This is a genomic window from Candidatus Omnitrophota bacterium, from assembly GCA_041648975.1.
In the GTDB taxonomy this organism is placed as follows: domain Bacteria; phylum Omnitrophota; class Gorgyraeia; order 2-01-FULL-45-10; family 2-01-FULL-45-10; genus JAQUSE01.
In genome coordinates, this window is record JBAZNZ010000010.1 from 50768 (window position 1) to 64037 (window position 13270).

Annotated in this window: 5 protein-coding genes and 1 riboswitch; of the genes, 2 read left to right on the plus strand and 3 right to left on the minus strand. The window is 48.7% G+C overall.

The features are described 5' to 3' along the window. Positions 1-30 precede the first annotated feature (30 nt). Positions 31-1227: a bifunctional 3,4-dihydroxy-2-butanone-4-phosphate synthase/GTP cyclohydrolase II gene (locus tag WC592_04300; GenBank protein MFA4981672.1), complete on the minus strand. Its 1197-nt coding sequence runs from the start codon at positions 1225-1227 to the stop codon at positions 31-33. A 143-nt stretch (positions 1228-1370) separates the two neighbouring features. Then, a riboswitch (FMN riboswitch) is annotated at positions 1371-1563 on the minus strand. Positions 1564-1661: 98 nt separating this feature from the next. On the opposite strand from WC592_04300, the gene WC592_04305 reads away from it, so the two are divergent. Together WC592_04305 and WC592_04310 are read left to right on the plus strand one after the other, a co-directional pair. Next, a complete protein-coding gene (locus WC592_04305; GenBank protein MFA4981673.1) occupies positions 1662-2150 on the plus strand; it encodes a hypothetical protein in 489 nt (162 codons plus the stop codon). A gap of 99 nt (positions 2151-2249) precedes the next feature. Then, positions 2250-3437, plus strand: coding sequence for a diguanylate cyclase (locus WC592_04310; protein MFA4981674.1), 1188 nt, complete (start codon positions 2250-2252; stop codon positions 3435-3437). A 16-nt stretch (positions 3438-3453) separates the two neighbouring features. Here WC592_04310 and smc read toward each other — a convergent pair whose 3' ends face one another. Both smc and WC592_04320 read right to left on the minus strand, forming a co-directional pair. Continuing rightward, positions 3454-8751 carry a chromosome segregation protein SMC gene (smc, locus tag WC592_04315; GenBank protein MFA4981675.1) on the minus strand — a complete coding sequence of 1766 codons (5298 nt, stop codon included), beginning with the start codon at positions 8749-8751 and terminating at the stop codon, positions 3454-3456. A gap of 733 nt (positions 8752-9484) precedes the next feature. Then, the coding region (locus WC592_04320; GenBank protein ID MFA4981676.1) for an NUDIX hydrolase at positions 9485-13270 on the minus strand (3786 nt) is incomplete at its 5' end.

Here is a 13270-nt window from a genome sequence, read left to right on the forward strand (position 1 = left end):
ACTCATGTGGCGAGGGACTACATTTAATTTTTATACTCCAATAACGTGCCCCATCTTCTTCTTCTTCGTCTCCAGGTATCTCTTATTAGTGCTGGACGGCCGCATCTCTAACGGCACGCGCTCCACGATCTCCAGGCCGTATCCTTCCAGCCCTACCACTTTTTTCGGATTGTTGGTCAATAATCTTATCTTTTTTAATCCGAGATCCGCCAGTATTTGGGCGCCTATGCCGTAATCCCTGAGATCGGGCTTAAACCCCAAGGCCTGGTTCGCCTCGACCGTATCGAGGCCTTTGTCCTGAAGTTCGTATGCCCTCAGCTTGTTGGCAAGACCGATACCCCGGCCTTCCTGCCTCATATAAAGGATGACCCCTTTGCCGGCCTCATCGATAAGTTTCATGGCCGCGCGCAATTGTTCGCCGCAGTCGCACCTCTTCGAACCAAAGACGTCGCCCGTCAGGCATTCTGAGTGGACGCGCACGAGCGTCGTCCTTTTATCCGGCGACCCTTTGACCAAAGCGAGATGATGATACTTATCCGTAAAAGATTCGTAAACAAATACCTTAAAGTCGCCGAAATCCGTAGGTACCGTCGTCTGGGCAATCTTCGTTATAAGTTTCTCGGACTTTCTCCTGTATTCTATAAGGCTCGCTATTGTGCATATCTTCAGTTTATAAGCCTTGGAGAATTCAAGCAGGTCCGGCGTCCTCGCCATGGAGCCGTCGTCTTTCATTATCTCACAGATAACGCCTGCCGGATACTTTCCGGAGAGCCTCATGAGATCGACGCAGGCTTCGGTATGGCCGGCGCGGACCAGCACGCCGCCTTCATTCGCGCGAAGCGGGAATATGTGGCCCGGCCTTACCAGTTCGTCAGGCGTCGATTTCGGATTCGCCAATATATTTATCGTACGCGCTCTGTCGGGAGCGGAGATGCCTGTAGTTATTCCGCTTTTCGCGTCGCATGAGACCGCCCAGCCGGTTTTGTAGGGGTCCGGCGCCTTGGCCGACATGGGATGCAGATCGAGCTTGTCCAGCCTCGCTCCTTCCATGGGAACGCATATAAGGCCGCGGCCGTATTTAGCCATAAAATTAATATCGGAGGCTTTTGTGCAGGCCCCTGCCATCACGAGATCGCCTTCATTCTCACGGTCTTCATCGTCTATGACTATGACGATCTTCCCGGTCTTTATGTCGTCCAGGATTTCCGGAATCGTATTGAGTTTCATGTCGCCTTTGGCTGAATGATAGTTATAAGTTATAAGTCGTAAGTTGTAGTTTTTTACTTACAACTTATAACTTACGACTTACTACTAAATAAAAACCCCAGAGAGTAATCTCCGGGGTCTGATTCGACTGTCAACTAATAATCTATCATCTTCTTCCATCCCGACTATACGGTCGGCACTTGAATTTCACAAGTTCAGTCCGCCATTGAAACATTGGCGGACTCGCGGGCTATCGCAGATTTTGTCTTATCAAAATCTGCAGGCATAGGAAATTTTCAGAGAAATTTCAAATGCACACCGCCGGTCGAGGGATATCACCTCGCCCCGAAGACAAAATTATTGTATCAATTAACAACATATTTGTCAACTCCTTTTAGAAATTGACACCGGGCAGATAGTGTGATATACTTCAACCTACAAGCGAGGAGGGTAGTATGAGTAAAAAAGTATTTGTTGTGTTTGTAGCGATAAGCTTTTGCGCGGTAGGCATATTCGGCCTTGCGTGCGCAGCAGAACAGAAGGCCCCTGCGGCAAAGCCTGCCAAAACGGCCGTTCCAAGTCCGAAGGTTCCTGTATTCCCGACCAAAGCGAATGTTCCGCCGATAAAATCCACTTTCGGCATGATCACCGGGACGCTGGTAAAGGTCAATAGTACGGATCCGGCAAATACCACGCTGGAAGTGAAGAACGACGCGGACCAGACTACACACGTAGTATCGCTAACGCCGTGGACGAACGTTACAAAGGTAACGGATGTCTCCGAGCTTAAGACAGGCGATATGGTCAGGGTCATGACCAGGAAGATGGATGATAAAGAAGTGGCGATGGGCGTTATGTTCGGTAAGATCAAACCGATACCCAGGCCGAAACCGGCCGCCGCAGCCCCGGCTGCTCCAGCTGCCGCGCCAGTCAAAGCGCGATAATCTATTCTGCACTTGTTCAGGTTAAAGCCATAGAATCCCTTGACTTTTGGGTTCTATGGCTTTGGCTTCTATCGGCCGGCACAAGATCGGCGCAATTTTATGGATAAAGAGAAGAATCTGAAAGAAGAGCTTGGGCGACTCAATTGGGAGTTCTCGCTGCTTTACGAGATCTCCAATGCGATGAGGACTACGTTGAAGCTTGACCAGATATTTTACATAATCCTTACCGCCCTTACTTCACATGAAGGGCTCGGTTTTAACCGCGCGATGCTATTTCTGGTAAACCAAAAAGAGAACGTCCTTGAGGGCGTCATGGGCATAGGCCCTCATACGGCGGAAGAAGCCGGCAAGATATGGCACGCGATATCGCAGTCAAAGATGTCGCTTGAAGACTTCATCTCGTCTTATGACAATTTCAAGAGGGACACCGAATCCAGGCTCAACAGCATAGTCAAAGGAATAAAGATACCTCTCAGGGAAGACATGGGGATCCTTGCGCTTACCATACTCGAAGGCATGCCTTTTGAAATAACCACCCAGGAGGCGCGGCGTCTGGTCGACGCGGAGACCCAGAAGATGTTGAGCACCGACTTCTTCGTCACGATACCCATGAAGGCAAAGGACAAAGTGCTGGGGGCGATCCTGGTAGACAATATATTCAACAAAAAACCTATAACGAAATCGGACGTAAGGATGCTGACGATGTTCGCCAACCATGCGGGACTCGCCATCGAGAATTCGCGCCTTTATGAGGAAACCGTATACCTGTCAAATACGGACTGGCTGACAAAATTATGGAATTACGGCAAGTTCCAACTAAGTCTTTCTTTCGAGACAGAGAAGGCCAGATTCAATGACACTAACCTTAGCCTTGTAATGGCCGACGTTGATAACTTTAAGAATTACAACGATACCAACGGGCATATAAAAGGCGACGGGGCCCTGAGAGAGATAGCAAATGTCCTGCAAAGCAAGTCAAGGAAGATCGATACTGTGGCGAGGTACGGCGGCGAGGAATTCGCCATAATAATGCCGGGCACGACTAAAGAGAACGCCAGGTTATTCGCGGAGCGGCTCAGGAATGAAGTAGAGAAACTTTTTGCCGATGACGCCACGATCACCCAGGACAAACGCCTTACAATAAGCTGCGGCATTTCCACCTATCCGGAAGATGTCTCCACAAAAGATGACCTGATCGCAAAAGCCGACCTTGCATTATATGAGGCAAAACGCGCGGGAAAGAACAGGACCTGCATATACGTAACGGCTATGGGCGAGAAAAAATAAAGACTACCGGGAAAGTTTAGACTGCCTGCTGGGAGGTTTCCGGAACCGGAGCGGGCGATTCTACCAGCGCTGCCGGGGCCTTGCTTTTTTCATTAGAGAATTTGACAGAGACTATCTTAGAAACACCCCTCTCCTGCATCGTAATACCATACATCACGTCCGCCAGTTCCATTGTCCGTTTATTATGGGTGATTATGATGAACTGGGATATCTTCAGAAAATCCTTCAATACTTTTGAGAACCGGGTGACATTCGATTCGTCAAGAGGAGCGTCGATTTCGTCCATCACGCAGAACGGGCTCGGCTTCACCTTGAATATCGCGAAGAGGAGCGCTATGGCGGTCATGGCCTTCTCTCCTCCGGATAATAGCATTATATTCTGAAGCTTCTTCCCGGGCGGCCTTACTACTATCTCTATCCCGGATTCCAATATATCCTGTTCGTCTATAAGCACAAGTTCGGCCTGCCCTCCGCCGAAGAGCATCCTGTAGAAATTCTTAAATTCGACCTGTATCTTCTGGAACGTATCCAGGAACAGGTCTTTCGTCGTCTTATTTATCTTCTGTATCGCCTTGTGGAGCGAATCTTTTGCGTTAAGCAGGTCTTCCTGCTGGTGGACAAGGAAGGAGTGCCGCTCTTCCAGTTCCTTATGCTCATCTATTGCTACCAGATTCACCGGACCCATCTTCTCGAGCCGTTCTTTCAATTCTGTCACCTGGGACCGCAGGGCTTCCCAATCAATGCCGTCTTCCAACTCCATATGGGTAGTCTCAAGGTCCACTTTATATACCTGAGAGATCCTATCCTTAAGGTTTGTCTTCTGGTAACTCAACTGCGTTATCTTGACGTCCAGGTCCCTTATCTGGTTCCTGAACCCCTCAAGGCTCTTCTCCTTCTCTTTAAGCTGCAATTCGTCGAGGCTCAACTTATCGGTAAGCTCCGACCGGGATTGCTCTATCCTGGTCATCTCGTCTTTAAAGACCTTGAGATCCTGAGATATAACGGCGTTCTGGGCCGTAAGGTTCTCAATCTCTTCCGCAAGACTCTTTTCTTTTTCCTGCGACTCTTTCAGCAGGGTTTCTTTTGAATATACGGCCTCTTCCAGCTCAAAGGCAGCACCCTCCTGGCTCTTTAAACTGACGGCTATACCCTCTTCTTCTTTCTCGAGAGACATGGCTTCAGCTCTTAAAGTGGCTGTTTCAAGCGCCATCTTCTCCCGCAGGCTCCTCTTTTCCCCGATTAGCGCCTGGGATTCATCTATGAAATTTTGCGTCTTCGCCTTCTCGATCTCTATATTGTTAAGCTCACGATTGAAATCTTCGCCTTTTTTAGTCAGGTCATCTATAGTCTGGTTGACCTCGTCCAGTTCCGAGATTAAAAGCGTTACCTCTTCCTTCAATTTTCCCGAGTTCTCTACCAGACCGTTTTTTTTGACCTTTATATTCGACAGGTTCATCTCTTCGGCATGCATCTCTTTTTCCAGCGCGTCTATCTCTAATGTAAGAGCCCGGCCGGTCTCGCGCGCGAGCGCGCAGGCGGAATTAAGGGATAACATCCCGGTCTCGATATCATTCAACATGGCCTTAAAATCTTCAAGCCTGTGTTTGCGGCCTATAAGCAGCGATTCCTCGCCGTCTGAAACGCTTCCGCCGGATATCTTTCCGTTGTCGAACATGGCGCCGGATTTAGTGACGGCCTTAACGGCGCTTGAGCCGTCGAAGCTCCTGATATGCCCTTCCAGCGACTCCGCTAAATAGGCGTCCCGAAAAAAGTGTTCTGCCACATCCTCGTGTCCGGGTTCGGTCTTGACAAAGGTCATAAGGGGCGTAAGACCGCTCATTTCGTGCCTTGCGCCCCTCGCGACGCGTTCTCGGCCTACCCTTCTTAAAGTCTCACGGGAAATGAAACCGGCCTTGCCCAGCTTCTTCTCCCCCAGAAATCCGATTATATTCGTTATGTCGCTGTCGGTCTCTGTTACTATGACCTGCGCGTCGTCTCCCAAAAACGCGCTTACTGCCTCTTCATACCCTCTATCTACCTTTATTATATCCGCCAGGACTCCCAGTATGCCGGGGAAGTGTATCCTGTTCTCTTCAGCGAGGAGGTTCTTGACGCCGAGGCCGAAACCTTCATACCTCTTTACACTCTCCTCCAGCAATTCTATCTTAGACCTTACGGATGACTTCCTGTTCTCTTCCTTCGATATCTTTTCTTCCAACTCCCTGGCCTCGGCAAGAGCGTTTTCATTAGCGCCTTTTTTAGACTCCAGGTTAGAACGTAATACCATGAACTTATCTTCTACGGCTTTGAATTCCGACGATACGCCTTCCAGCGCCTTCTCGACAGATCCTAACTCGCCGGCGACCGTATCTTTTTCTATCGATATCCTTCGCTGACGCGACCGCCTGTTCTGCACATCGGCCCCGATCTTGATGAGCTCATTCTTCAGGTGCGTCTCTTTAGATAGATGGTCTACTGCCTGGACCTTGCATATCCTTACGCGATTTTCAATATCCTCAACATCTTTTGACAGGTTATTCGAAAGGAGCTCTTTCTCCTCTACCGATTTCTGCTTCGACGTCTTCAGCAATGTCGCCTTGCTTAGTTCATCCTTCAGCTTTTCCAGCAGAGCCTTGGCGCCTAACATCTTCTCTCTTATCGACTCTATCTCTTTTGTAATGCCCCCCTGGGCGAAGCGAGCCTCTTCTATCCTCTCCTTGTCGATCGCGATCTTATGAGAATTCATGTCGAGCTGGCTCGATTGGCCGGCATACTTATCTTTGAGCTCCGACATCTTTTGATTGACCTGGTCCAGGGAGCTTCTATACCCGGATATGGTGACTACAACCGATCTTATTTCTAAATCGAGCTCTTTTTCGCGCGTCTTCGCGTCGTCGTTCTCAACCGAATGGGTCCTCTCCCGCGTCTTCAGGTTCTTATATTCAGAGAACGATAACTTGACCTCCATATCTTTCAATTTGTCAAAATCGACCTTGTATTTTTCCGCCTTGCGCGCCTGTCTCTCGATCGACGATATCTGGCGCTTCACTTCCAGTATTATATCGTTTATGCGCAACAGGTTCTGCTCGGTCTGCTCGAGCTTTCTCAATGCCTCTCTCTTCTTCGATTTAAATTTTGTGATACCGCTCGCTTCCTCAAATACATAGCGCCTGTCTTCGGGGCGGGAGCTCAAGATGAGGTCCATCTTCCCCTGTTCCATGATGGAATAGCTTTCAGTGCCTATTCCTGTTCCCATGAGCAGTTCAGATATGTCCTTCAGCCTTACAGGGGTCTTATTCAGAAGGTATTCGGTCTCGCCTGAGCGGAATACGCGGCGCGTTATCGTTACTTCGTCGTAGTCTATAGGGAGTGTTCTTTTTTCATTGGAGAATGTGAGCGATACTTCGGCAAAATTGATGGGCTCTTTGTTGTCTGTGCCGTTGAATATGACGTCCTGCATGCTGGACGCGCGCAGGGACTTCGCAGATTGCTCGCCGAGGACCCACCTGATGCTGTCGGCGATATTGCTATTATGCACTATGATATCCTGAGCGATAAAGTTATGGGTATCGGATATCGATAGATCGTATACCCATTTTTCCGAATAAACTTTTTCTATACTGACAATCTCATCCCAATATATATCGGAATCAGCCAGTTGCTTAAGATAATCAAATATGGACCTGCCAAGCCCTGTTACTTGACCATGCTCGGCAACAACATTCAATGCCTCCCGTAATCCCTGCCGGCTCGGCATGCACCTGTTCTCGTAATAGCTTGTCAGTTTGGGTGATACCTTCTTCAGCCGTTTTATATTTACCCTGGATAACTTAACCAACATTTTGAAAATCTTATTGATTTCAGGTATTAAATCGAGGTTAGGATTTGTCTTATAATCAAGAGCTCTTATCCTCTCCAACCTCCCTGACTTCTTACCGACAAAATGCAATAGGCCGGCTAGCTTCTTCACATTATCCCGATTGTAAATGTAAACTGAATAGTATGTCCGCTTAGTCTTCAGGTCTGTATTAACCGCGCATTTATTCTTTTTACGGATTAAGGAAACTACTCCTAACCGAAGAAGCAGGCTGGCAACACCTTCGGCCAAGGTTTTTGACGCGGTTGCGTATTCAAAATAAGGAAGCTTGTCAGCCGTCCTATCGATAGATACGTATCCATCGCCTTCAAACAGGCTTGAGAGAAATGCTGTTATTATCTTGTGGTCAGCGGCAAATATCTGCGGCGGCACTCTCTTTTCTCCAGACAAACCGTTTATCTTCAGGTCGAAAGCCTTCTCCAAAAACTGGCATAATGCGTGAGAAAATATGAGGACGTCTTGGGCGCGTTTTTTATAATTGAAAACCTTCGCATCAACACCAAATCCGGCTTTGGCGCACAAAATGAAATCCTCTATCATCTTTTCGTCTTCATTCACAAACCATATTTGATCGCCCTTAGTAGTCCTTCCTTCGGATATCAGATAACCCAGGAATCGCGCGATTTCCGGAGTAACTTTTCTCGGTACATTTACACTGCCCGTCCCTCTGGACTTGATAGTCGTTATAAAATCGGGCACTTCACTTATACCGCATTCGCTAAGCATGGTGGATAATGCCGGCAATGAGATCGCCTGCCCATCCATCGCAGAACTAAGCGCCAACTGTTTAATATTTAAGGAGCCGCTCATTTCCGACAGGGTATTATATCCGGTTTTTACGGAACGGATGAACTCCGAAATATCTTCCGAGAAAGGAATATATACTAAATCTTCGCTCTTGAATTTGCGGAATATTTGGAGGAGGTTAAGCTTTCTTCCGGCATTTTGAATATTAAGGACGCGCGGGGCTGAAATCTTCGTACCAACCTTTAACTGGTCTGCCGTTAACGTAATCAGGCCCGCATCTTTTATGCTGAAAAATGGGTGATAATGCGTTGTGGTTACTTCTCTGCCGGTCCTTGTTTTTATCTTTAATAGATAGTCCGGCGCCTGTCTTTTAATAAAGGCGTATACAGGTCTCGGCTCGATTTGTAAAGTCTGTGGATTGAGAGACAGAATTAGAATGTTTGAGCGATCGGGGTAAAACACGGAGCCATCATCAAGAGTTTCTATAGCGCCGGGAGAGTTGAAAGCAGATTCAACCAGATCTTTGATTGCGATTTGGGAGCCGTTGGAAAGACAGACCTTGCTTTCGCCGCTCAAGCATTTACCGCAGCCGTTAGGACCGACGACAGCGGTAACGCCGGGCTCGAAATTCACCTTCGTCTTCTCGGCAAACGACTTAAAACCCAGTAACTCGAGGGATTTAAAGTGCATAGTTTTTGACTTGTCCTCCGAAGCTTATCATCTACGAAATACATTCATAGGCGAAGGAGGATAATTTATATATAAGGACTACAAAACGAGACCGCTGCGTATAATTTACGATAACGAATACGAATGTAACAATAAGTATATCATGGCAATATAAAAAAGGCAAGGTTGGATGAATTTTTTCTGCTCCCCAGCTCAGCATGCACTTCCTAGCATCAGCCTATGTGGCACTAAATTTTTACGGGTCCTGCTGCTCCTTCGACTTTTTCTTTTAAAGGGCTCGTTTGGGGTTTACAATCTCCCTATTTCTTTATACTAAAAGGTGTAGATAACGGTCTAACTTGACACTGAGGTCATTAGATATCGGTATATTCTGTGCGCGTATCTGTACTGCCCCATCCCAAACTTCGCCCTTTGCGAGAAAAAGTCTGGAAGGAGCATCACCCGTAAAAATTTCAAGATAGATTCAGACAGGAAGCGTTGACGCTTGAGTAGGCCGAAAAATTTTAGCTGGGAAACAGATAAAACCCAAGCCGACGTTATGATGAGCACATTGAAAATATTAGGTCTTTGTGATGGAGAAAAACGGTTTAAAAGAGCCAAGGCTGTTCGAGGCCGGATCATCGTCCCGCCGAAGGCGGGACGCCGGCCGAGTTGCCGAAGGCTCCCGTTTTTCGACTGAACAAAGACCGGCCCCATAGATAGAGCGCAGGGGGAATATTTTCAGTGCTTAGGTTTAAGCAGATGTCCGCAGCGCAAGGTACTGTTCCTGGGACTTGGCCCAGTTGTTCCAATTCACTGAGGTCATTACTTGGAGGCACAGGCCGTTATGCAATATGTCGTTCAATATCACATCCGGCGGCTGGTTGGCAGGAATTGTTCCCGGCTGAACTAACGTTACTATATGGCTTACTATCCGGGCCTTCGCTTCCTGATCGAGCCATTCTTCAGGATTTACACGCTCCTCCGCCCTTCTATAATCAAGAAGCTCTTTACCCAGGTCGGCGTGATGGGCCACGTTCACAAGCCCGTCTTTCGGAACGGCTTCTTTAACTATCGTGATCATCCCGGCGAGATCGACGAACTCAGTATGGACCAACTCTTTTACAATGTCGTATCCTGTAATGGGGTTGCCCTTGGCATCGCTCCTAAATATCCTGTCAGGGGCGAAGATAATGGCTCTCGGATCTTTTCCCGCGCCCTCTTGTTTAATAGCTCTCACGCTTTCTAAAACTCCTTTAATATTGTCCGTAAATTTAACCTCTATGTCTTCCGCTGTATACGGATAACTGCGGATAGACATCGACATACGCGGGCCGCATTCTTTCCTGATAAATCTCTCAATCTGGCGGTCAATCTTCGCCTTCATGGCTATAATCTCAGGGTGATCCGTTCCGCCGGGGCGCGGAGTTATGACTATATCGACCACATTCTGGTCGCGCACTAAGTCACCAGCCGCCGCATTCGCCGCCGCAACCTGCTGCGTGAACAATTCCTTCTCATCAACCGGGGCCGGCGCAGTCTGCACCACTACGGCCTCGTCGGGAGCGGCCTGGGCCTGCGGCCTGTATTCGAGGACCGCGAATACATCAGGCAAACGAAAACCTTTGTCGTTTTTCGTAGATATGGGCATTGTCTCTTTAAGATTGAAATCAGCCTTAGGCCAGATATCTACAAAGCCTGCTTGCCGAAAATCTGCAATATGGAAATCTGACGATCGCATAATAACGACCCTGTCTCCCGGTTTCAAATTAGGAAGTATCTTTTCTCTAAATATTTGCTCGTATCCTGAATTCAGGTAGAGCGCAAACCCTTTCAGAATTATCGTTCTTGGTTTCCCGGGGAATTCACGTTCAAGCGCTTCTATAGCCATCGGAATGCTTTGCGCATCTTCTATCATTTTCCTATCGTTGCTTGACTTATCGACATCATTGTCCTTAAATATCTTAAATAATTCGTCTAGCCCACTCCCAGCTTCATCGCCTAATAAGGCCAATAATTTTTCTTCGCCGTTAGGAGCATCTGCAGGATCAGAATTTATAGAATATGTCTTCGCCACTCTCGGAATCAGATCAGGTCCGCTTAGGGGGTATATATACCCGCCGAATCCTCTGCCTTGTTTTTCAAGCCATACTGTTAACGCCTTCATAAGCCTTATATATGACTTTAACGTTTCAGCGCGATAACGAGCTATCTCAACTAAAGTGCGCCTGTCTTCGGAGGAACCGGTATATTCCCCTGCTTTTGTCCCGTAGTCATCGACTGCAGTCTTCAGCGTTTCGGCCGCTTCCTCAGCCGTCATTTCCGGCAGAGGCGCGGACAGCTGTCCGCCGTCCGGGAATACTCCTTCATCGGCGCGCGCAGAAGAAAGCCGGAGCGCGGAGGCTATCCTCTCCTCTCCCAACAGCATCCTTAATGAAGTGCCGGCATTCAATTCGTCCAGCATATCAAGGAGAGCGTCTGCCGGGACTACTTGTATATCCCATATCTCGCCCAGCCCCCGGCCGAGCGCCTGTTTTTCTTTGAGGCGAACCATATGCAGCTCCTCATCTCTCGATGCCTGGTTCAGATCGGCAATAGCCTTATTCATGACGACCATATCCTGTTCGGTAGCGTTATATATATAGACATACCTCCTCTCCGAATCCCTTGGCCGCGCGGCGCCAAAGACCCCTTCCACCCTTTCGAAAACACCGCTTAATACATGCCCCTTCGGAAGCCCCATCTCCTCCATAAGCTCTCTCGGGACCGTATCCTCGGGGGTCGCCTTGGCCATGATGTGACCGCTGAATACACTGGCTATGCGATTCTCCGCTTTCTCATTAAAACGGTGCATCAATATAATCTCGTTCTGCGGAGTTCTGACAAACACGTTCACTATTCTGTGCAATAACTGCCTCCCTTCACTACCGTCTCTATTTGCTTGTACCCTCACGGCTCCATCGGCGCCAAAATATAGATGGGCTATTGTTCGATTTACAGGGCCCAGGACATTGCCGTCATTCGTTATGATGTCTATGTTCTCTTCCGACAGCTCAATGCCGCCGCTGCTGATGAGTTTTAGCGCATTTGCGATATGCCCTTCGGTTAGAGGCGTATCGTTCATGGGATTTTCTACAATATGCTTCAATTGCGTCTCGACTCCTGCAAACTTCCCGGCCATTATAGCCGCGTCGCTCTCCGGTATGGCAGCGTTTACTATAATAGATCCCTGTGCCGGCAGGGTCGTGGTAACGGCAGCCTCAGCCTTCGCCGCGGTCGCGGATGGCGCTGCAGCCGGTATGGCAGTCCCCGTAGTAACTGTAAGCTCTGTTGTTTCCACCGGCGCCGTGGTCTCTTCGGTAGCCTTAACGCCCGCCGATTCCAACTGCCTCCATGTAAGCAGTTGTTCAAATAGTAAACTCTTCTCCGGCATTGAGCGGAGATTCTTCTCTATGGCATCCAGCTGCTGCCATCCGCCATCTTCGGCATATCTCAGAAGATCGGCTGCGCTCGCCGTCTCGCAAAATCTCGCCAGATCATCCAGAGACATACCGCCCGCCGGCACATTGCCGTCCGTCCCGGGAGGCGGCAGAAAATCGCCTGACTGAGTTTGATCCTTGGAAACAGATTTATCTGACCTTAATCGAGCCAGATAGTCATCTATGGCCAATGGATCGAGCGGATCGGCGGCCGGCTCTATAACGAATACGTCTTCATGAGTAGCTGTGACGCGGTTGAATCTAACTACCACCGCCACGTCTATCTGTCCCGGGAATATTTGTTCGATATGTCTGATACCTTTTTTTGCGAGCGCCGAGACAACAAGCTCTCTGTTCAGCATATCCTGTTCTATCTCAGATGATGACGAGCCGCTCTGGATTTCGCTCCCCGTCACAATAGCTACCCAGTCGTCTTCCTCGCCCGCTTTCATTGCGCCGATCATGCTGTCAATATCCGCTGGAGCCTCATCGATACATGCCCGTCCGATAGTTTTCGCTTCACGATTACTAATATTAAGGTAGTGCGCGCCATGTGTTATGCCTGTTTTCTTATTATGCACAATAAGCCCTATGCAGCGACCGCAAGATAGCATAATATGTCCAACACCGCCTTCCGTAAGCGTTGCTCTTCTTCCGGTCATTAACCTTATTTCATCTGTCGCCGAATAAAAACGGGCCAGATTGATCTGCTTCGGCAATACTTGTCTAATCACATTTTTCTTTGCGGACGCTTCCCTCCACTCATAAGTATTGATCATTATCATCTTAACTTGAGGGCTGACGCTGCCGGATACAACGGTTTCGGTAGTTATTGAAGTAACCTCAAGCCCCGCCATCTCCGCCTGTTTCCACGCGAGCAGCTGTTCGAAGTCCAGCAACACATCCGGCCTTGATTCGAGTTTTTCCTGTATATCCGCCAGACGCCCCCACCCCTCCGCCTCGGCCATATTTATCAGCTGCTCCGCGCTGTCTTCCCGGCAGGCCCTGTCAAACTCGCCCAGCTCCACCATTCCCGCCGCCACATTACCGTCCGTCCCGGG